Source organism: Bibersteinia trehalosi USDA-ARS-USMARC-188, from assembly GCF_000521725.1.
In the GTDB taxonomy this organism is placed as follows: Bacteria; Pseudomonadota; Gammaproteobacteria; order Enterobacterales; family Pasteurellaceae; genus Bibersteinia; species Bibersteinia trehalosi.
In genome coordinates this window covers 1,238,995-1,260,802 of sequence record NZ_CP006954.1, presented here as the reverse complement: position 1 = coordinate 1,260,802, position 21,808 = coordinate 1,238,995, and the positions used below count along the sequence as shown (strand labels likewise).

Below are 21,808 nucleotides of genomic sequence, written 5' to 3'. Positions count from 1 at the left end.
CAGTTAGCAGGTGGGCTATCTTTTCTATTCTCAGTACTTCGAGTTTCTGTCTCTTCACAGATAAATGCCATTGATGAAATTTATGCAATCTGTTGCTAAATCAGGCGGTAGATTTTATCCCATTATAAAAATACGGTTATTTATAAAGGGGTTATCGCCTGTCAAGGGTAGAGAGGGAGATTTACCGATTGAACTTCATGGTTAAACGCTATATCTTGGTTTTACTTTAGGTAAGACATCCGTATAGGGTGTTTAGTAAGGTATTACGAGATAGGACTAATTATGAATAAAAGTTTAATGGTAACAAAGCGTGATGGCACGCGCGAGCAACTCAATCTAGATAAAATTCATCGTGTGATTACTTGGGCGGCAGAGGGGTTAGAGAATGTCTCTGTTTCACAAGTAGAACTCCGTTCTCACATTCAATTTTATGAAGGTATTCGTACTGCAGATATTCATGAAACTATTATTAAGGCTGCAGCTGATCTCATTAGTAAGGATACGCCCGATTATCAATATTTGGCAGCACGCTTGGCGATTTTCCACTTACGCAAAAAAGCTTATGGACAGTTTGAGCCACCGCATTTATATGAGCACGTTAAAAAATTAGTTGCGCTAGGTAAGTATGATGCGGATTTGCTGAGCGATTACACGCCCGAAGAATGGGAGACAATGAATGGATTTATTGATCACTGGCGAGATATGACATTTTCCTATGCAGCAGTAAAGCAGTTGGAAGGAAAATATTTAGTGCAGAATCGTGTTAGCGGGGAGATTTATGAATCGGCTCAATTCTTGTATTTACTCGTAGCTGCCTGCTTATTTTCTAAGTATCCAGCAGAAAGCCGCTTAGATTATATTCGCCGTTTTTATGATGCGACTTCCACTTTCAAAATTTCTTTGCCAACACCAATTATGGCAGGAGTGCGTACACCTACTCGTCAATTTAGTTCCTGTGTGTTAATTGAGTGTGATGATAGCTTAGATTCCATCAATGCAACCTCTGCTGCAATCGTTAAATATGTTTCACAGCGTGCTGGGATCGGTATTAATGCCGGCGCAATTCGGGCATTAGGTAGCCCTATTCGTGGTGGAGAAGCATTTCATACCGGCTGTATCCCCTTTTATAAACATTTTCAAACGGCAGTAAAGTCTTGCTCTCAAGGTGGCGTTCGCGGTGGAGCGGCTACCGTATATTTCCCGATTTGGCATTTGGAAGCAGAAAGCTTAATGGTATTAAAAAATAACCGTGGTGTGGAGGAAAACCGTGCTCGCCATATGGATTACGGGGTACAGATTAATAAAATGATGTATCAACGTTTAATTAAAGGCGGTGAGATTAGTTTATTTAGCCCATCAGATGTGCCGGGGTTATATGAAGCGTTTTTTGCTGATCAAGCTAAATTTGAGCAACTTTATTTGCAATATGAGCAAGATCCGAGCATTCGGCAACGTAAAGTTAAGGCTGTGGAATTGTTTTCATTACTGATGCAAGAACGGGCTTCAACAGGGCGAATTTATATTCAGAATGTCGATCATTGTAATACTCATAGCCCATTTGATCCTCGTGTCGCACCGATACGCCAATCGAACCTCTGCTTAGAAATTGCTTTGCCAACTAAGCCACTGGCACATTTTTATGATGAACAAGGGGAAATTGCATTATGTACATTATCGGCATTTAATTTAGGCACACTCAGCAATTTAGATGAGTTAGAAGAATTGGCTGATTTAGTGGTTCGTGCGCTGGATGCCCTATTAGATTATCAAGATTATCCGGTATTAGCTGCACGTAACAGCTCAGTAAATCGTCGCGCATTAGGTGTAGGCGTGATTAACTATGCTTACTATTTAGCTAAAAACCAAGTGCGTTATTCCGATGGCAGTGCTAATAATTTAACGCACCGTACCTTTGAAGCGATTCAGTATTATTTATTAAAAGCATCGATGAATTTAGCCAAAGAACAAGGGGCTTGTGCTTATTTTGATCAAACCACTTATGCCAAAGGGTTACTCCCTATCGATACTTATAAAAAAGAAATTGATGAATTAACTCAAGAACCGCTTCATTATGATTGGGAGCAATTACGTCAGGATATTCTGCAGTTTGGCTTGCGCAATTCCACTTTAACTGCCTTAATGCCATCGGAGACTTCGTCGCAAATTTCGAATGCCACCAACGGAATTGAACCTCCGCGTGGCTATATTAGTGTTAAAGCATCAAAAGACGGCATTTTAAAGCAGGTTGTGCCGGAGTATGAACGCTTAAAAGCATACTATGAACTGCTTTGGGATATTCCTAATATGGACGGCTATTTGCATTTGGTGGGGATTATGCAGAAATTTGTTGACCAAGCGATTTCGGCGAATACAAATTACGACCCAAACCGCTTTGCAGAAGCTAAAGTACCGATGAAAGTATTATTAAAAGATCTATTAACGGCGTATAAATACGGGTTAAAAACCCTTTACTACCAAAATACCCGTGATGGAGCAGAAGATGCGCAAGACGACTTAGATGAAGGCTGTGCTGGTGGTGCTTGTAAAATTTAATAAGAACAGAAATAAAGGAGAATAAGATGGCATATACTACGTTTTCACAACATAAAAATGATCAACTAAAAGAACCCATGTTTTTTGGACAAAATGTGAATGTGGCGCGTTATGATCAACAAAAATACGAAATTTTTGAAAAACTGATTGAAAAACAACTCTCATTTTTCTGGCGACCGGAAGAAGTGGATGTGTCGCAAGACCGCATTGATTATGCCCAACTGCCTGAACATGAAAAGCACATTTTTATCAGCAATTTAAAATACCAAACCTTGTTGGATTCCATTCAAGGGCGTAGCCCGAATGTGGCGCTTTTGCCATTAGTGTCTATCCCCGAGCTTGAAACCTGGATTGAAACTTGGACATTTAGCGAAACAATTCACAGTCGTTCTTACACACATATCATCCGTAATATTGTCAATGATCCATCAATAGTATTTGATGATATTGTCACAAACGAAGAAATTATTAAGCGTGCCAAAGATATTTCCGCCTATTATGATGATTTGATTCGCGACAGCCAACTCTATAATTTGTATGGTGAAGGCAGTTATCAGGTTGATGGAAAAACCTGTGAGGTCAGTTTGCGTAGTCTAAAAAGACAACTTTATCTCTGTATGATGAGTGTGAATGCACTTGAAGCAATTCGTTTTTATGTCTCTTTTGCTTGCTCATTTGCCTTTGCGGAACGGCAGCTTATGGAAGGAAATGCCAAAATCATCAAATTTATTGCACGTGATGAAGCATTACATCTTACCGGCACTCAGCATATATTGAATATTATGGCTTATGGCAATGATGATCCTGAAATGGTAGAAATTGCACGTGAATGTCGCCAAGAGGCCTACGAGCTTTTTTTAAGTGCAGCTGAACAAGAAAAAGCGTGGGCGGAATACCTGTTTAAAGACGGTTCGATGATTGGGCTAAATCGGGATATTTTGGTGCAATATATTGAATATATCACTAATATTCGAATGCAAGCTGTTGGACTACCATTACCATTTAAGGCACGTTCCAACCCCATTCCGTGGATCAATGCATGGCTGGTTTCCGATAATGTACAGGTAGCACCACAAGAAGTGGAAGTTAGTTCTTATTTGGTCGGTCAGATTGATGCAAAAGTAGATAGCAGTGATTTTGGCGATTTTGAACTCTAAACTATGAAGTAAACAAGCGGTTGATTTTTAGCAATTTTTTGCATAATAGACAAAATTGAGTCTGCAAAGTGGGTTAAAACCTTGTAATATAAGGCTTTAACCTACTTTTTATAAAAATGCCTAAAAAATTGCATTTTCTGTTCATCTTCTAATCTCAAAAAATACGGTAAAATTAACGGTATTAATCGAAAAAGGCATTGAAATTCAATCTATTACCTGTGATGGGAGAGGAGGGGTACTAAATGCTTATCTCCATATCCCTACCCAAATAGAACAATAGCGTACCTTTGTTTTTTCAGAGAATACTTTGATTGACATACCTGATACCGCTATCAAAAGTACGCTATAGATGCTTGTTGTACTTTTTGATACTACGATACTTTCGTTATTACAGATAAGAAAAAAGTAGCAGAAACAAAAAGAAAATCTTTGCGTAACCGCTACATAATATCGAAATTTTTATGCAAAATTGACCGCTTGTTTTTATCCTTTAGCCAAAATGGCTTCCAAAAATCTCGCGGTATGCGACACTTTGCTTTTGGCAACGTCTTCTGGCGTACCCGTTGCAATAATTTGTCCACCACCAGCACCGCCTTCGGGGCCTAAGTCCACAATCCAGTCTGCGGTTTTGATGACATCTAAATTATGCTCAATCACTACGATAGTATTACCTTGATCACGCAAGCGGTGTAATACGCTTAAAAGTTGTTTAATATCTGCAAAATGTAAACCTGTGGTCGGTTCATCTAAAATATAGAGTGTTTTGCCTGTATCTCGTTTAGAAAGTTCTGCAGCCAGTTTAACCCGTTGTGCTTCACCGCCAGAAAGAGTGGTAGAGGATTGCCCCAAGCGAATATAAGACAGCCCTACGTCCATTAAGGTTTGTAATTTACGAGCAAGGGCAGGAATTGCATCAAAAAACTCTCGAGCTTCTTCCACTGTCATTTCTAATACTTGGTGAATGGTTTTGCCTTTGTAGCGAATTTCTAAGGTTTCACGATTGTAGCGTTTGCCTTTACATTGATCACAAGGGACATACACATCGGGTAAAAAGTGCATTTCTACTTTTAACACGCCATCACCTTGACAGGCTTCACAACGACCACCACGCACATTAAAGCTAAATCGCCCCACGTTGTAGCCTCTTGCTCTTGATTCTTGTGTGCCAGCAAACAACTCACGAATTGGGGTGAATAAGCCTGTGTAAGTGGCTGGATTAGAGCGAGGCGTACGCCCAATAGGGCTTTGGTCAATATCAATCACTTTGTCAAAATGTGCTAAACCATCAATCGATTTATAAGGTGCAAAATCTTTGTTTTCTGCACGGTTTAGGGCATTTTGAGCGATAGGGAAAAGGGTATCATTGATGAGGGTAGATTTGCCTGAGCCAGATACGCCAGTGATACAGGTAAACAAACCTACTGGGATTTCTAGATCCACATTTTTGAGGTTGTTACCTGTCGCTCCTTTAAGGGTGAGCATTTTTTTCGGATCTCGTGGCGTGCGAGCGGTCGGGATCTCAATTTTTTCTGCACCTGATAGGAATTTCCCAGTAATAGAATTTGGATTTTGCATAATTTGCTCGGCAGTCCCTTCGGCAATGATTTGTCCGCCGTGTACCCCAGCACCCGGCCCGATATCTACGATATGATCAGCCGCACGAATCGCATCTTCATCGTGTTCTACCACAATAACGGTATTCCCTAAATTACGCAGATGCTCCAATGTTTTAAGCAAGCGCTCGTTGTCTCTTTGGTGTAAGCCGATAGAGGGTTCATCTAATACATACATCACGCCCACAAGCCCAGCTCCGATTTGGCTGGCAAGGCGAATGCGCTGTGCTTCACCGCCCGAAAGCGTTTCAGCTGAGCGAGAAAGAGAGAGATAATTTAAGCCTACATTCACTAAGAACGACAAACGTTCACGAATTTCTTTTAAGATTTTTTCTGCAATTTGTGCACGTTGTCCGCTTAATTGCAGATTTTCAAAAAACGTCATCGCCTCACCAATGCTTTTCTCGGCGATGGCGGGTAAGTTGGTTTGTTCAATAAAGACGTGGCGAGCTTCACGGCGTAGGCGTGAACCTTCACAGCTTAAACAAGGACGAGTATTGATATATTTTGCTAGCTCTTCTTGTGCCGATTGTGAATTGGTTTCCCGATAGCGACGAGCCATATTGTTGAGTACGCCTTCAAAAGGGTGTTTACGTACGACTTTATCGCCACGGTCATTGACATAGGTAAACTCAATCTCTTCTTTTGAGCCATGGAGAATAATTTGCTGAATTTTTCTCGGCAATTTAGCAAAGGGTTGCTCAATATCAAAATCATAATGTGCCGCAAGGGCTTTAAGTTGTCCAAAATAGTAGAAACTACGTTTGTCCCAGCCTTTAATTGCACCATTTGGCAAGGAGATATCAGGATTTTGTACCACTTTACGCTCATCAAAAAATTGCTCTACACCTAAGCCATCGCAGCTTGGGCATGCCCCTGCTGGATTGTTAAAAGAGAAGAGACGAGGTTCCAATTCACTGAGTGAATAACCGCACTCAGCACAAGCAAAACTAGAAGAAAAAACTAACTCTTCGGCTTGATTGTCGTCCATATCGGCAATGATGGCTGTTGAACCAGATAAATCTAATGCCGTTTCAAAGGATTCCGCTAAACGGGTGGCAATATCCGTACGAACTTTAAAACGATCTACGACCACTTCAATAGTATGCTTTTTCTGTAATTCTAAGGCTGGAGGGTCAGATAAGTCGCAAATTTCACCGTCAATTCTGGCTCTTAAATAGCCGTTCGCTTGCAGATTTTCTAATAATTTAACGTGTTCACCTTTACGCTCTTTAACAACAGGTGCAAGCAACATTAAGCGTTTACCTTCAGGCTCTTCTAATACTCTGTCCACCATCTGTGAAATGGTTTGTGCTGCAAGCGGTAAATCATGATCAGGACAGCGAGGCTCACCTACACGAGCAAATAACAGACGTAAATAATCGTGAATTTCTGTCACTGTTCCTACCGTTGAACGAGGGTTATGCGAAGTGGATTTCTGTTCAATAGAAATAGCAGGTGAAAGCCCTTCAATATGATCCACATCGGGCTTTTCCATGAGCGATAAAAATTGGCGAGCATAAGGGGAGAGCGATTCTACATAACGGCGTTGCCCTTCGGCATAGAGGGTATCAAACGCCAAAGAGGATTTACCCGAACCAGAAAGCCCTGTGATCACAATAAATTTATCACGCGGAAGAATAACGTTGATATTTTTTAAATTGTGGGTTCGTGCCCCACGTACATCGATAGTTTGCATAGTTATTGTTTAGTTGAAATAAATTTTGCTATTATCGCACAATTTATTCACTGTACAAAATATCAGTTTAAGTAAGCGCCCCGTTTTAGCTGAAATTTTGCAAAAATAAAGCGAAATATTACGATTTTTTGAACTGCATCCCAAAATAAAGAAACGCTGTACAAAATTTCAGTTGAGTAGATGACATTTTGGGGAAATTAAGGCATAATCCGCGACAATTTTTTGTAACCTATTTAAGAGGAATTTTTATGGCAGGTGTAAATAAAGTCATCATTGTTGGCAATTTAGGTAATGATCCTGAAATGCGCACAATGCCAAATGGCGAAGCAGTGGCGAATATTAGTGTAGCAACATCAGAAAGTTGGACAGATAAAAATACAGGCGAACGTCGTGAAATCACAGAATGGCATCGTATCGTGTTTTATCGTCGTCAAGCAGAAATTTGCGGGCAATATCTGCGTAAAGGTTCAAAAGTCTATGTAGAAGGGCGTTTAAGAACCCGTAAATGGCAGGATCAAAATGGTCAAGACCGCTATACCACAGAAATCCAAGGCGATGTGATGCAGATGCTGGATAGTCGTAATAGTCAAGGTGGGGATTTTGGTGGCAGCCAGGGCGGTTGGAATCAAGCCCCAGCTCAGACGAATTATAACCAAGGCGGCTATAATGGCGATTATGCACAAACAGCACCACAACGCCAAACAGCAAAACCTGCGCCACAAGCAGAGCCTGCAATGAATAATTTTGATGATGATATTCCATTCTAAAATAGATAGTATCTTTTAGATATATAGACAAAAAATAGTGGGTAAAACATTGTGTGTTTTATCCACTATTTGCTTTATTAAGTCGCCTTAGCCATTAGGATTTTAAAATACCAGAAGAGCCTTCAGTATAATCTTTTGGTGGGGCTTGCTCATTTGATGTGTGACTAGTTTTCTCGGTTGCTTCTGTTTCAGTAGCAGTATCATCACTGAGTGTTTCGGATGCTGTTTGTTGTGCTGTAGTTACCGCTTCAGCTTGTGTATTTTCAAGCTGGGCTTGTTGGAAAAATTCTAACTTATCTGCAGCTTCTGGTAATAATGCTTGTGAACTTTGTGCTAAGTGGCTATACAACTTCTTATAGTCTTCAGCGATGGTTGCCAGCAGCTGGGCAGATTGTTCAAAATGTTTTTCAAGATGTTGTTTCTGTTCATTAATTTGCTGTGTAGCAGCTTTCAAATCAACTTCTAATTTTTGCTGCTTTTTGGCGTTAGCATTAGTAGTTAGCAGAATTAAATACCCCACGACAGCGCCGACAAAAAAAGCGACAATAACAGCTGTCCACATTTCATTTGACCATTGCATAAGCACTCCTTGTTGTAGTCAGTGAAAAATAGCTTTTTTTACCATTTTCTGATTTTAATGAGAAGAAAATTATCAGAACAAGCGGGTAAAATTTGATATGTTTCTCAAAAATACAAAAAGTCATAAAAAAGATTAGCATTTTTCCTTTAAATCTGTATAATTCCGCCACCCTGTTTTTGTGTGGTTTTCCCGCCATACAAGTTTGGTCTGAATCAGACTCGAAGGGGTCAAATTCAACCGCAAAGGTAATATCCTCAAAGGATATTGGGTTTAAACTTTAAATTTTGGTATTTAATTAATGAAAACTTTTGTAGCAAAACCAGAAACAGTACAACGTGACTGGTACGTAGTAGATGCGACGGGTAAAACTTTAGGTCGTTTAGCGACTGAGTTAGCACGCCGTCTTCGTGGTAAACACAAACCTGAGTACACTCCGCACGTAGATACCGGTGATTACATCATCGTGATCAACGCAGACAAAGTTGCTGTAACAGGTAAAAAAGCAGAAGATAAAATCTACTACTGGCACACTGGCTATGTAGGTGGTATCAAAGATGCAACCTTCAAAGAAATGATTGCTCGTCGTCCAGAAGCTGTAATTGAAATCGCAGTGAAAGGTATGTTACCGAAAGGTCCACTTGGTCGTGAAATGTTCCGTAAATTAAAAGTTTACGCAGGTGCAGAGCACAACCACCAAGCACAACAACCACAAGTTTTAGATATCTAATTCACGGAGCATAACAATGACAGCAGCAAATCAAAACTACGGCACAGGTCGCCGCAAAAGCTCTTCAGCCCGTGTATTTATCAAACCGGGTTCTGGTAACATCACTATCAACCAACGTTCTTTAGAAGTTTACTTCGGTCGTGAGACAGCGCGTATGATTGTACGTCAGCCGTTAGAATTGGTTGAATTAACTGACAAATTAGACTTATACATCACAGTTAAAGGTGGTGGTATCTCTGGTCAAGCAGGTGCAATCCGTCACGGTATTACTCGTGCATTGATCGAATACGACGAATCACTTCGCCCAGCACTTCGTGCAGCAGGCTTCGTTACTCGTGACGCTCGTCGCGTTGAACGTAAAAAAGTGGGTTTACACAAAGCACGTCGTCGTCCACAATACTCAAAACGTTAATTTTTTATTTTCGTTTTCAAAAAGGCAGGAATTATCCTGCCTTTTTTCGTTTTATAACACGATTTTTTATAGTCATTTTATGTATAAATCATTAAAATGCTGAAATTTTATGGGTTTATGATTCAAAGTTGGCGATAGTGAAAAAATTTGTTTCTTTTATGGTGTTGTTTTGCATCACTGTATTATTTGTCCCTTTTGCTACAGCAAATAACCTTTCTCAGCAGCAAGCTAAATTACAGCAAGAGATTAAACAGCAAGCGAATAAAATTGCTGAGCAAAAGAAAAAGCGCAATAGTTTGCAATCTACTCTAAAGTCACAAGAAATTGAGTTAGGCAATGTGTCGAAAAACTTAAAAAAAACAGAAATGACCCTAAGTGAAATTCGTCAAACTATTAGCCGTACAGAGCAAGAGATCAAGCGGTTAGAAAAACAAGAAAAAGAGCAAAAAGAGAAATTGAAGCAACAGCTTGATTCTGCCTATCGTTCTGGTATTCACCCCTCTGTTTTAGAACGCTTATTGTCAGAGAGCGCCAAAGATGCCGATCGAATGGAAGCCTATTATGAGCATATCAATCAAGTACGTATTGATGCGATTTATGATTTAAGACGTACGCAGGCAGAGTTGAAGGTGCGTCGTGACGAATTAAAGGGGCAGCAATCAGGGCAACAAACCCAGTTAAATGCTCAAAAAAAGCAAGAGCAAGAGTTACAGAAAGTAAAGCGTGATAGAGAGAATACTATCAAAGCGATTGATAAAACGCTTGACCAAGAACAGAGCCGTTTAGATGCATTAAAAGCGAACGAAGCTGCATTACGCAATCAATTGGCAAGAGCGGAGAACGAAGCTGCCCAACAAGCTAAAAGACAAGCGCAAGAACGAGAAAAACAAGAACTCGCGAGATTAGAGCAACGTAAAGCATCGGAACAAAAAGGCAAAGCGACTGAAAAAGAGAAACAAGAGGTTCGCGCAAGGGTGCGTGAACAAGTTCAAGCAGAAACACGCAGTGGTAATGGCTTAGGCAGCGGTAAGTATGCGATGCCAGTTTCGGGAAAAATTATTAACACTTTCGGATCAACTCAGATGGGTGAACTGAAATGGAGTGGTATCGTTATTCAAGCGGGCGCGGGTACACCAGTGAGAGCAATTGCGGCTGGGCGCGTGATTTTGTCAGATTGGTTACAAGGTTATGGGCAAGTTGTTGTTATTGACCATGGTAATGGCGATATGTCGCTGTATGGCTATAACCAATCGTTAGCAGTGCGAAAAGGTGCGCGAGTTTCTGCTGGGCAAACTATTGCTAATGTGGGGAACTCAGGAGGACAAAGTAGAGCTGCACTTTATTTTGAGATTCGTCGTAAAGGCGCTGCGGTAAACCCGATGCGCTGGCTAAAATAATCCTGAACAAATCAACTTTCAAGCGGTCGGATAATTTTGCAGAAAATGTCATAATTTCAACCGCTTGTATTTTTTTAAGATGATGAAAACTAAACTACATTTTTTCACCTTATTGCTACTCTCTAGTGTGTCAGTGGCAGAACAGACCGTATTATTAAAAATGGAAGGTCTAGATAAGGGTAGCGAGCTGTATAACAATGTTCGTATTTATCTCTCTCAAGTTAGTAATGATGAAGCAGATGGCTCAGAACGTTATCAAGAGCGTGTGCAACAAACCGTGGATAAAGCATTGCGTGCTTTAGGTTATTACAACACTCAATATCATTTCTCTTTAACTCCAAGACCTCGCCCACAAAAAGATCTTTTGCATCTATTCATTACATTAGACAAACAGCCTGTATTAGTTGATGAGACCGATATTCAAGTACAAGGTGAATTAGCACAAGATGAGGATTTTCAGAAATTACTCCTCACAGAAACCGCTAGTAAAGGGGATGTGCTAAATCATGAAGTCTATGATGATTTTAAAAGCAGTGTGGAAAAATTAGCACAGAGCAAAGGTTATTTAGATGCAAACTGGCGTTATCACCGTTTAGAAGTCTATCCTCGTGATCATAGTGCAGATTGGCGTTTAGGCTATGATAGTGGTGAGCGTTATCGTTATGGCGAGATTACGTTTACTAATAGTCAAATTCGTGAAGATTATTTGCGTAATATTTTACGTATTCAAAGCAGTGATCACTATCATCTTAACGATCTCACCAAGCTTTCCAGTGAGTTTTCCTCTAGTGGTTGGTTTAGCTCGGTTCTTATTGAGCCTGAAATCCAAGAACAACGCAAAACAGTGGATTTAAATATATTGCTACAGCCAAGAAAAAAAAATGAAATGGAGATTGGGGTAGGCTATGCCAGTGATGTCGGTCCCCGTTTGCAGCTTAATTGGAAAAAACCATGGATTAATAGTCGTGGACATAGTCTAGAAACAAATACGTACATTTCTAAACCAGAGCAAACCTTTGAATTTGGCTATAATATTCCAGTTAAAGCGCATCCTTTACAATATTATTACCAATTTTCTGGCGGGCTTGAACATGAAGACCAAAATGATACCAAAACTACCGCTGCGCATTTAGGTTTCCAACGCTTTTGGAATCATGAAACAGGCTGGGCATTTTCATTGGGCTTAAAAGCACGCTTTGATTCTTTTGAACAAGGCAGCGATAAATTTAGAACTTTGCTGCTTTATCCTACCGCTTCAATTAATCGTACGCGCACTGACGGAAATCGTTTTCCACTCTGGGGGGATTCTCAAAAACTAACGGTAAACGTGGGGAGTAAAATTTGGGGTTCTGATGTGAACTTTTATAGTGTAAAGGCGAGTTCCGCGTGGTTACGCACCTTTGCAGATAAGCACCGTGTTTATTTACGCGCAGAAATAGGCTATCTAGAGGCAGACGAATTTCCCCGCATTCCGCCATCACTACGCTATTTTGCCGGGGGAGATCTCAGTGTGCGTGGCTTTGGCTATAAAACGATTTCACCCGTTGATCTAGAGGGCAATCTTATTGGTGGTTCGCATTTGTTTACCGCGACAGCGGAATATCAATATCAAGTCTATCCTAATTGGTGGGGAGCGCTATTTTACGATACGGGTATGGCAGCAAAGAGTTATAGTGGTAAAAACTTGCATGCCGGCGCAGGCGCTGGAGTACGATGGGCATCGCCTATCGGCACAATAAAATTTGATATTGCCACACCTGTCCGTTCTCCAAGTAACGATAAAGGTGTGAAATTCTATATTGGTATTGGCTCTGAGTTGTGAGTGGTCAAAAAAGTGAAAAATTATGCAAAAAGAACAGAATAATGATAATCCTGTTGTGCTATCTCAAGCACAACATGCTGAATCCATCAATCATGAACAGCAAAAAGCAATACCGCCTGTTCGCGCAAAATCAAAATGGCGTGGGCTATGGTGCTTTTTGCTATTGTTGCTTGGATTGAGTCTTGGCATTTTAGCCTTTCTTGTGACGGGTAAAGGACAGCGTACAGCATTGCATTTTGTGACAAGATGGTTAGATGAACTTAGTATTGAAAGTGTTGAGGGTAGTTTACAAGAGGGATTGCATTTAAGAAACGCCATTTATCAAATGGAAGGCGTGGGCATTAAAGTTGGGCAAGCAAATTTACATCTTGGTTTTGATTGCCTGCTTAGTCGCAAAGCTTGTATCGAAAATCTGGTACTCAATGATACTGAAGTCATCGTTGAAACGGCAAAATTATCTTCATCGCCAGCAGAAAAAGAATCAACACCCATTGGGAAGATTTCGTTGCCGTTAGAAGTTGCCGTCAAAAATCTTGAGCTAAACAATATTCAGGTACGCGTTGATGAAATGGATATTACTTTGGCACAGTTTAAAACCAGCGCATTAGGAGTCAGTAAAAATATTCGTATTGCTCCCACTGTGCTAGATGGTTTGACTCTTTCATTGGCGCCCGAGGTGGTAGAAAATACGCGTGAACAGGTAAAAGAAAAAGCTAAAGAGAAAGTTAAAAGTACAGATTGGACTGCACTTAAACGCCAACTTGCTGAACCGTTACTCAATAAATTAGAGCCAATTAAATTGCCACTATATTTTGATTTACCTAAATTTGAGGCAACGCATATTCAGATTGAGCAGAAAAAACGCGATGATGAAGGACAACTCATTGAGCCAGTTTCTATTCTTAAGGTGCCGTTTTTAGGTATTCAGGGAAACTCAAATGAGCAAAAAGTGGTATTGCGGCATATTGATCTCCAGACGGATAAGGGCAATGTTAGCGGGCAAGGAGAATTAACCTTATCTGGAAATTATCCGCTACATTGGCATTTAAAAGGTTGGCACCCAGAGATAGCAACACTAAAAATTCCAGCGAGTACTGCCGATGTTGATATTCAAGGAGAACTGTTTGGTACAACGACTCTGACAATACAAAGTCGTGGTGCGGCAGAATTTCATTTAACGGGGGATATAGCCTTATCTGAGGCAAAAACGCCGTTTAATCTGCATTTAAATAGTGCTCAAGTGCAATATCCATTTATGCCAGAAAAAGGCGAAAAACCATTACAACTACAGAAAATTAACTTGAATTTAACGGGTGATTTATTGGATTACCGTTTACAAGGTAGTTTAGATAGTCGAGGCATGAATTTGCCTGCGGGGAGCTTGCAGTTTGATGGGCATGGTGATATCACGTATTTTTCTTTGAAAGATTTCGTCTTACAAGCGCTTGAAGGCAAAGCTAATTTAGTGGGTAAAGTAGATTGGACGGATGGTGTTGAATGGGAGAGTAGTGTTGAACTTGATAAAGTGAATACTAAATCGCTCTTGCCTGAATGGGCCGCTGTACTTTCTGGCAAACTAACTTCTAATGGCTATGCTGCACGAGGTGAGCAGAATACTTGGGCGGTAAACGTAAATGATATGGCGATCTATGGCAATTTATTTCAGAAAAAACTGGAGTTAAAAGGCGATTTAAGTGCAGGTAGCCAGACATTACTGAGTGTGCCACAAGCGGAACTAGTATATGGTGAAAATGTAATCGCTTTAAAAGGTGTGCTCGGTGATAAATCAGATTTTTCTGCTGATATAAATGCGCCAAATTTAAAAGGCTTAGTTCCGCATTTGGCAGCGGGGGTCAAAGGGAAAGTTAAAATGCAAGGCAAATTGGTTGAACCAATTTTAGAGCTTGATTTAACGGCGAATGATGTTGCCTACGACACGCTAAAATTACATCACCTTAGTGCAAAAGGCAAAGTGCACACTGAAAAGCAGATTAACGTTGATCTTAATTTAGTGTTAAACCAATTTAGTCGTGGTGAAATTAAAATTGATCATGCCAATTTAACTTTGCAAGGCACAGAAACAAATCATAATCTAAAATTTACCTCGAAGGGTGAACCAGTTGCTGGAAATTTACAGTTAGCAGGTAAATTTGACCGTAGTCAGCAAATCTGGCAGGGAGCGTTAAGTAACGTTTCAATTCAATCGCCGGTAGGGATATTCCAAAATGATAAAGCTGTACAAATTAACTATAACAATAAGCAAATTTTGGCGAATATTTCTGCGCACTGCTGGCATAATCCAAAACTTCACCTTTGTTTCCCTCAAACATTCCAAGCGGGAGAAGAAGGTAAAGTGCCTTTTGAAATTCGCCAATTTGATCTGGTAAGCGTACAAGAATTTTTGGATAACAATACACAATTGACAGGCATAGTAAACGCAAAAGGTGATGCAGCATGGTTTAAAAATAAAGCACCTCAAGTGAATCTTGAACTTAGTTCAAATAGCCTGAAATTAAGCCAAAAATTGGATTCTGGGGCGTTCCCATTAGCTTTTGCACCAGTAAAAGTTACTGCAAAAATGGCGGAGAATAATTTAAATGTGAATACGGATATTCGCATTGAAAATAATGGACGTATCACAAGTGATATGCAAATGAAAGATATTGCAAATAAACGTGCCTTATCTGGCAGTATTCACATTGATCGTGTTCAGTTAAGTTTATTAAAGCCATTATTAAGTAATGGGGAGAGCGTTCATGGTGATATTAATGCACATTTAACAGTTGGAGGAACAGCGCTTTCACCGTTGTTATATGGCAATCTTAATTTGACGGGTTTAAAAGCACAATCGAATGCTATGCCGTTTGATGTTACTGGCGGGGGGCTAACACTGAATTTTAATGGGGCAAGCTCAACATTGAAAGGAAATGTACAAACGCCACAAAGCAATTTGGTGTTAGATGGTGATGCGAACTGGCAAAAAGTAGAAGCTTGGTATACGCGTATTCGAGCAAATGCAAACAAATTCCGTGTGGATCTGCCAGGTATCGCTAAAGTGGATATTAGTCCAAATATTGAGGTGAAAGCTTCACCTAAAGAATTAGTATTGGGCGGAAAAATTGACATCCCTTGGGCACGCATTGAAGTCCAAGAGTTGCCGGAAAGCGCCGTAAGTGTTAGTAGTGATGAAGTGATTATGGATGGCTCAGCCAAACATAAAAGAAGCTTCAAATTACCTATGTCTAGTAAAAATGCACCACAAAACGGACAAGGTATGGCAATTAAAGGCGATGTTGCCATTAATATTGGCAACGATGTTCGCTTAGAGGCCTATGGCTTAAAAACACATCTAAATGGTACAGTAAAAGTTCGCCAAGGTAATCGAGGTTTAGGACTATATGGGCAAGTGAATTTGAAAAATGGGACATTTGCCTCTTTCGGGCAAGATCTTGTTATCCGTAAAGGGCTAATTTCTTTTGCAGGCTTACCTTCTCAGCCGAGTGTTGAAATTGAAGCGATTCGTAATCCAGAGGCGATAGAAGATCAGCATGTCACCGCTGGTGTAAAAGTAACGGGGATTGCAGATAATTTAGACGTAAAACTGTTTTCTAGCCCGTCAATGTCGCAAGATGAAATTCTTTCTTATATCCTGACAGGAAGAGGCTTAGAAAGTAGTGGTGATGCGGGTTCAGGTAATTCTATTGCTGCCGCATTAATTGGATTGAGTCTATCGAAAGGGAGTAAAACGGTCGGAAGTGTTGGCAGTGCCTTTGGGATTAACGATTTAAGAGTTACGACAGCGGGAATAGGTGATAATACTAAAGTGGTAGTCAGTGGCAGCTTAACGCCAAAATTCAGAGTAAAATATGGTGTTGGTATTTTTGCACCGCTAACGGAATTAACTTTACGCTATCGTCTTGCACCAAGTTTATATTTACAGTGGGTATCAAGTTTGAATCAGGCCGTGGATTTACTCTATCACTTTGAATTTTAACCCTTGGTATTAATAGGCAACAAGCGGTCTTTTTTCTTTAAAATTTTGCAAAATTAATATGGATAAACAACGACAAAAACAACTACAAAAATGGCTACGCCAACAACAAAAAATTGTCAGAAAATGGCTCTATCTTAATGTATTACTCGGTGCAATAAGCTCGCTACTAATGGTTGGGCAGATGTGGTTATTAGCCTCAATGCTCCACAAAATGATAATCCAGCATCAAATGCCTAGCATGCTATGGGCTGAGCTTGGTTTATTGCTGGTGTGTTTCTTCGGCAGATCAGTATTAGTTTGGTTACGTGAGCGAGCAGGATTTCAAGCAGGGCAGACTCTCCGTTTACATTTACGCCGCGAAATCATGGCGAAATTATCGCAAATTGGACCGATGGCTATTGGACAGCGCCCCGCTGGAAGCTGGGCAACAATTATGCTGGAGCAGGTAGAAAGCATCCATAATTTTTATGCGCGTTATCTGCCGCAACAATTTTTATCCTTGCTTGTGCCAATGATTATTCTCTGTGCTGTTTTTCCATTAAACTGGGCAGCAGGGCTTATTCTGTTTTTAACCTTGCCGTTATTACCTATTTTTATGGCGCTAGCGGGGATAAAAGCAGCTGAAGCGAACCAGAAGAATATTGGTATTCTTTCACGTCTGAGTGGGCAATTTCTAGACAGTTTAAAAGGATTGGAAACCATTCGTTTATTTGGTCAATCACAAAGTCAAACAGATCTCATTTATCAACGTACCGAAGAATTTCGCCTCAGCACGATGGATGTTTTAAAAATGGCATTTCTATCCTCGGCGGTACTTGAGTTTTTTGCAGCGATTTCTATTGCAGTAATGGCAGTCTATTTTGGTTTTATTTACTTAGGCGATCTTAATTTTGGTTATTACGATACGGCTGTGACCCTCTTCATCGGTTTTTTCTGTTTAATGTTAGCACCAGAATTTTATCAACCACTGAGAGAATTAGGCGTTTACTATCATGATAAAGCGGCCGCAATTGGGGCTGCAGATAGCATTGAGCAGTTTTTAAGTGAAAATGTGATTACTCAAACGGCTGGGCAAAAAAATTTGCCAAAACAACCGCTTGTGATTGAAGCCAAAGACTGTGTTATCCTGTCTCCACAGGGTAAAGCGCTTACACAGCCACTGAATTTTCGTATAAATGCACAGCAAAAGATCGCTCTAGTTGGGCAAAGTGGCGCGGGTAAAAGTTCGCTAATGAATATGTTACTGGGTTTCCTTGCCTATCAAGGTAGTGTGAAAGTGAATGGTGTAGAACTAAAGGAACTCGAAATAACACAATGGCGTGCGGTGCTTGCTTGGGTCGGACAAAATCCTCAATTGATGAATGCATCGTTGCGAGAAAATATTTTACTGGGTAATCCAAATGCAAGTGAGGCAGAAATAGCGGACGCGTTAGCGCAATCAAGGGCAGATGAGTTTGTTTATCGGATTGGGTTAGATAGCCGAGTACAAGATGCAAATGCGGGACTTTCTGGCGGGCAGGCGCAACGGATTGCAATTGCACGAGCGTTACTTCGACCATATCAGCTACTTTTACTTGATGAACCAACAGCAAGTTTAGATATGCAATCAGAACAGCAAGTTTTGCAAGCATTACACAATTTAAGCCAAATGCATACCACCTTAATGATTACGCATCGCGTTGAAGATTTAAAACAATCTGATGAAATTTGGGTGATGAAGCAGGGACAGATTGTCCAGCAAGGCACATTTGATAAATTGGAACAACAAGGTTTTTTTGCTGAATTATTAGGACATTAAATGCGCACACTTTTTCCTTTTCTTGCCCTCTATCGCACGCATTTGGGGCGTTTATTGTTAGGCGTTATTCTTGCGATCACTAGCCTCAGTGCGAGCATTGGGTTGCTGAGTTTATCGGGATGGTTTTTAGCCGCAACTGCCTTGGTTGGCTCCAGTATTCTATTTAACTTTTTTTATCCTTCCTCTGGAGTGCGTGGTTTAGCAATTGGACGAACACTTTCTCGCTATTTTGAACGTTTAGTCACGCATGATGCAACTTTTCGTGTGCTGGCAAACCTACGGGTATCGGTTTTCCGTAAATTAATTCCACTTAGCCCTGCAGGGCTAAACCGTTATCGCAATAGTGAATTGCTGAATCGCTTAGTGGCGGATGTTGATACGCTTGATACGCTTTATTTAAATTTGCTTTCACCTTTTATTAGTGCGGTGATGGTGATTTTATTTATGGGTATTGGTCTATCTTTTATTTCTGTTACGTTAGTATGGGTTATTTGTGGCACACTTACAGCTTTACTGATTCTATTACCTGTTTTGTTTTACCGATTAGGACAGAATTTAGGGAGAGAGGCTGTACAAGCGAGAGCTGATTATCGTTCACAATTTATTGAATGGATCCAATTAAATGCAGAATTTTTACTCTTTGGTATTCAAGAGCAGACTGCGCAGAAATTACAGCAGACAGAAAGCAAGTGGCTTGCTGCACAGAGCAAAGAGAGCCGTTTATCCGGATTTTCTAATGCATTGTTATTAGCGGTAAATGGGATACTGGTATGCGTGGTCATCTACCTTTCGGCAACAACCATTTCTGCGCCAAATGCGGAAAATCCAGAAGCGTTAATTGCACTGGTTGTTTTCTGTGTGTTGGCATCGTTAGAAATTCTGTCACCAATAGGCATTGCTTTCTTACATTTAGGTCAGGTGGTAAGCGCGGCACAGCGGATCAGTGAACTTACCGAACAGCAGCCATTGGTTGAGTTCCACGGATCGGCAATTTGGCAAAAAACTAGCAAAAATCAGCCGCTTGTTTGCTTTGAGAACGTTGATTTTTGCTATCCACAGCGTGACCAGCAGGTGTTAAGGCAAGTCTCTTTTGATGTCCGATCTGGTGAAAAAGTTGCTCTTCTAGGCAAAACAGGGAGTGGCAAATCCACAATTTTCCAACTGCTTACACGTAATTATGAGCCAACAAGCGGTCAAATTTGGCTAAATAATTGCAAAATTAGTGATTATCCTGAACAGACTTTACGTCAGCATATTGTTACCTTAAGCCAACGAGTACATATTTTTAGCAATAGTTTGCGAGAAAATCTGAAAATGGGTAATCCAGAGGCTACAGATGAACAGTTAATGAAGGTTATGCAGCAAGTTGGTTTAGATTATTTGTTGGAAGAACATGGATTAGCATTATGGCTGGGCGAGGGCGGTCGTCATCTTTCAGGCGGAGAGCAGCGTCGTTTAGGGTTAGCTAGGTTATTGTTAAGTGAGGCAGAAATTGTGTTGCTTGATGAGCCAACAGAAAGCCTAGACAGAGAAACGGAACAACAGATTTTGTCACTCATTTTTCAATACTGTCAGCAACGTACATTATTCATGATTACACATCGATTAAATGGCTTACAGCAGTTTGATAGAATCTATCAATTGGATAATGGGCAGTTAGTTTGATAACAAGGGCATAAATAAAAATGCGGTCAATTTCTTGACCGCATTTTGCTATTATTTTATTGAGTCTTGCTGAGCTTTTAATTCTTTTTCAAGCTCAGGCAAAACCTCTTCTCGATACCAACGTGGGTGATGTTTTTTCGCCCAACGCACCGTTACCCAGCCTTCCACCATTCCTCGAATAGAGCCTTTCACCCAAAATGCCATATACATGTGCACCATAATACCGGTAAAGAGCATAAAGGCACTGAATGAGTGCAGGAAGATTGCAATGCGGATTACAGGAATTGAGAAATTATGTGAGAAGTATTGTCGCCACATAATGATACCTGTTGTAAGCAAGGTAAACATAGCAAGAATAAGCGTCCAGAATAACAATTTCTGCCCAAGATTATACTTGCCATTGTCTGAAACTGCGTGTTCATTGCCTTTTAGTACTTCCACAATGTTTTTAAGCCATACCCAGTCATTTTTTTCTGGGATATTATGGTGCCAGTAGATACGTACCATATTTACAAAGGCAACAAACATAATAATACCAGTGAATGGATGAATGAAACGGGCAATTTGTGGTGTGCCAAGGATCTCCGTGAGCCAAGCAAAATCAGGGAAGAAAAATGCTAAGCCGGATAAGCCCGTTACAAAGAAGCAGATCACTAATAGCCAGTGACTCAAACGAGCAGGCGTTTTATGGCGTATGATTTTGTGATCGTTACTGATCTGAACCTTACTCATGTTTTCCTCCTTGCTCGTGGTGCTCTTCCACGTCTTCTTCGTTATTTGGGCCAATAGCAATATAGTGTGCAGCCGCACTTAACGCCAAGCCTGCCATTGATACCGCAGCGACTGGTTTGAGCACGTCTTTCCAGAGCGTAATTGTTGGGTCAATTTGCGGATCTTTTGGTAAGCCTGAATAAAGTTCTGGCTTGTCAGCGTGGTGTAATACATACATCACGTGCGTACCGCCGACCCCTTCTGGGTCATAAAGTCCTGCATTCTCATAGCCACGAGATTTCAGATCTGCAATGCGTTTTTCCGCATAGTGTTTCATCTCTTCTTTGCTACCAAATTGGATTGCACCAGTTGGGCAAGTTTTCACGCAAGCAGGTTCTTGACCGACGGTTACACGATCTACACAGAGAGTACATTTATACACACGGTTATCTTCTGGATTCATTCTTGGAATGTTAAACGGACAACCTGCGATACAGTATCCGCAGCCGATACATTTGTCCGATTGGAAATCCACAATGCCATTGGCATATTGAATGATCGCCCCCGGTGCTGGGCAAGATTTCAAACAGCCTGGTTCGGAGCAGTGCATACAACCATCTTTGCGGATAAGCCATTCCAAACGTTCATTTTCTTCCACCTCATTAAATCGCATTACTGTCCATGCTTTAGCGTTGAGATCGGCGGGGTTATCGTAAACCCCAACACAGTTTTGCGGTTCTGCCCGAATATCATTCCATTCAGAACAACCAACCTGACAAGCTTTACAGCCGATACAAGCAGAAACATCAATCAGTTTTGCTACTTCAACTTGATGGTTTCTTGCTTGTGGAGCAGGCGTTAAAGCCGAAGTTGCAGAGGCTTTAATAATGTTTTGAGATTGAACTACACCCAT

General features: G+C 40.7%; 14 protein-coding genes. 10 read left to right on the top strand and 4 right to left on the bottom strand.

Annotation, left to right across the window (positions count from 1 at the left end):
* The first annotated feature begins 282 nt into the window (after positions 1-282).
* Positions 283-2,553 carry a class 1a ribonucleoside-diphosphate reductase subunit alpha gene (nrdA, locus tag F542_RS05740; RefSeq protein ID WP_025267082.1) on the top strand — a complete coding sequence of 757 codons (2,271 nt, stop codon included), beginning with the start codon at positions 283-285 and terminating at the stop codon, positions 2,551-2,553.
* Positions 2,554-2,579: 26 nt separating this feature from the next.
* Complete coding sequence (gene nrdB, locus F542_RS05735) at positions 2,580-3,710, top strand: class Ia ribonucleoside-diphosphate reductase subunit beta (RefSeq protein WP_025267081.1); 1,131 nt, start codon at positions 2,580-2,582, stop codon at positions 3,708-3,710.
* Between the two features lie 483 nt (positions 3,711-4,193).
* On the opposite strand, the gene uvrA is transcribed toward nrdB, so the two are convergent.
* A complete protein-coding gene (gene uvrA, locus F542_RS05730; protein WP_015432452.1) occupies positions 4,194-7,022 on the bottom strand; it encodes an excinuclease ABC subunit UvrA in 2,829 nt (942 codons plus the stop codon).
* A 248-nt stretch (positions 7,023-7,270) separates the two neighbouring features.
* Between uvrA and F542_RS05725 the strand changes: the two genes are divergently transcribed.
* A complete protein-coding gene (locus F542_RS05725; protein ID WP_015432453.1) occupies positions 7,271-7,789 on the top strand; it encodes a single-stranded DNA-binding protein in 519 nt (172 codons plus the stop codon).
* 94 nt (positions 7,790-7,883) lie between these two features.
* Here F542_RS05725 and F542_RS05720 read toward each other — a convergent pair whose 3' ends face one another.
* A complete protein-coding gene (locus tag F542_RS05720; protein ID WP_038442900.1) occupies positions 7,884-8,369 on the bottom strand; it encodes a YhcB family protein in 486 nt (161 codons plus the stop codon).
* A 298-nt stretch (positions 8,370-8,667) separates the two neighbouring features.
* On the opposite strand from F542_RS05720, the gene rplM reads away from it, so the two are divergent.
* From rplM to cydC, 7 genes are all read left to right on the top strand, one after another.
* A complete protein-coding gene (rplM, locus tag F542_RS05710) occupies positions 8,668-9,096 on the top strand; it encodes a 50S ribosomal protein L13 (RefSeq protein WP_015432456.1) in 429 nt (142 codons plus the stop codon).
* 16 nt (positions 9,097-9,112) lie between these two features.
* On the top strand, positions 9,113-9,508 hold the full coding sequence (rpsI, locus tag F542_RS05705; RefSeq protein ID WP_015432457.1) for a 30S ribosomal protein S9: 396 nt from the start codon (positions 9,113-9,115) through the stop codon (positions 9,506-9,508).
* A 128-nt stretch (positions 9,509-9,636) separates the two neighbouring features.
* A complete protein-coding gene (envC, locus tag F542_RS05700) occupies positions 9,637-10,905 on the top strand; it encodes a murein hydrolase activator EnvC (RefSeq protein ID WP_025267078.1) in 1,269 nt (422 codons plus the stop codon).
* Positions 10,906-10,987: 82 nt separating this feature from the next.
* Positions 10,988-12,727, top strand: a complete 1,740-nt coding sequence (tamA, locus tag F542_RS05695) for an autotransporter assembly complex protein TamA (RefSeq protein ID WP_025267077.1) — start codon at positions 10,988-10,990, stop codon at positions 12,725-12,727.
* A 22-nt stretch (positions 12,728-12,749) separates the two neighbouring features.
* Entirely contained in the window at positions 12,750-16,721 is a 3,972-nt protein-coding gene (gene tamB, locus F542_RS05690; protein WP_015432461.1) for an autotransporter assembly complex protein TamB, read from the top strand.
* 58 nt (positions 16,722-16,779) lie between these two features.
* Positions 16,780-18,519: a heme ABC transporter permease/ATP-binding protein CydD gene (gene cydD, locus F542_RS05685; protein ID WP_015432462.1), complete on the top strand. Its 1,740-nt coding sequence runs from the start codon at positions 16,780-16,782 to the stop codon at positions 18,517-18,519.
* Complete coding sequence (gene cydC, locus F542_RS05680; RefSeq protein WP_015432463.1) at positions 18,520-20,184, top strand: heme ABC transporter ATP-binding protein/permease CydC; 1,665 nt, start codon at positions 18,520-18,522, stop codon at positions 20,182-20,184.
* Positions 20,185-20,235: 51 nt separating this feature from the next.
* On the opposite strand, the gene F542_RS05675 is transcribed toward cydC, so the two are convergent.
* Positions 20,236-20,916 carry a formate dehydrogenase subunit gamma gene (locus F542_RS05675; RefSeq protein ID WP_015432464.1) on the bottom strand — a complete coding sequence of 227 codons (681 nt, stop codon included), beginning with the start codon at positions 20,914-20,916 and terminating at the stop codon, positions 20,236-20,238.
* Positions 20,909-21,808: a formate dehydrogenase subunit beta gene (gene fdxH, locus F542_RS05670; protein WP_015432465.1), complete on the bottom strand. Its 900-nt coding sequence runs from the start codon at positions 21,806-21,808 to the stop codon at positions 20,909-20,911. Before fdxH ends, F542_RS05675 begins: the two co-directional genes overlap by 8 nt.

Coding starts and splice junctions, on each gene's coding strand:
- nrdB (WP_025267081.1), top strand. CDS start 2,580: ATGGCATATACTACGTTTTCACAACATAAAAATGATCAACTAAAAGAA.
- nrdA (WP_025267082.1), top strand. CDS start 283: ATGAATAAAAGTTTAATGGTAACAAAGCGTGATGGCACGCGCGAGCAA.
- tamA (WP_025267077.1), top strand. CDS start 10,988: ATGAAAACTAAACTACATTTTTTCACCTTATTGCTACTCTCTAGTGTG.
- tamB (WP_015432461.1), top strand. CDS start 12,750: ATGCAAAAAGAACAGAATAATGATAATCCTGTTGTGCTATCTCAAGCA.
- F542_RS05725 (WP_015432453.1), top strand. CDS start 7,271: ATGGCAGGTGTAAATAAAGTCATCATTGTTGGCAATTTAGGTAATGAT.
- F542_RS05720 (WP_038442900.1), bottom strand. CDS start 8,369: ATGCAATGGTCAAATGAAATGTGGACAGCTGTTATTGTCGCTTTTTTT.
- rpsI (WP_015432457.1), top strand. CDS start 9,113: ATGACAGCAGCAAATCAAAACTACGGCACAGGTCGCCGCAAAAGCTCT.
- uvrA (WP_015432452.1), bottom strand. CDS start 7,022: ATGCAAACTATCGATGTACGTGGGGCACGAACCCACAATTTAAAAAAT.
- cydD (WP_015432462.1), top strand. CDS start 16,780: ATGGATAAACAACGACAAAAACAACTACAAAAATGGCTACGCCAACAA.
- F542_RS05675 (WP_015432464.1), bottom strand. CDS start 20,916: ATGAGTAAGGTTCAGATCAGTAACGATCACAAAATCATACGCCATAAA.
- cydC (WP_015432463.1), top strand. CDS start 18,520: ATGCGCACACTTTTTCCTTTTCTTGCCCTCTATCGCACGCATTTGGGG.
- rplM (WP_015432456.1), top strand. CDS start 8,668: ATGAAAACTTTTGTAGCAAAACCAGAAACAGTACAACGTGACTGGTAC.
- fdxH (WP_015432465.1), bottom strand. CDS start 21,808: ATGGGTGTAGTTCAATCTCAAAACATTATTAAAGCCTCTGCAACTTCG.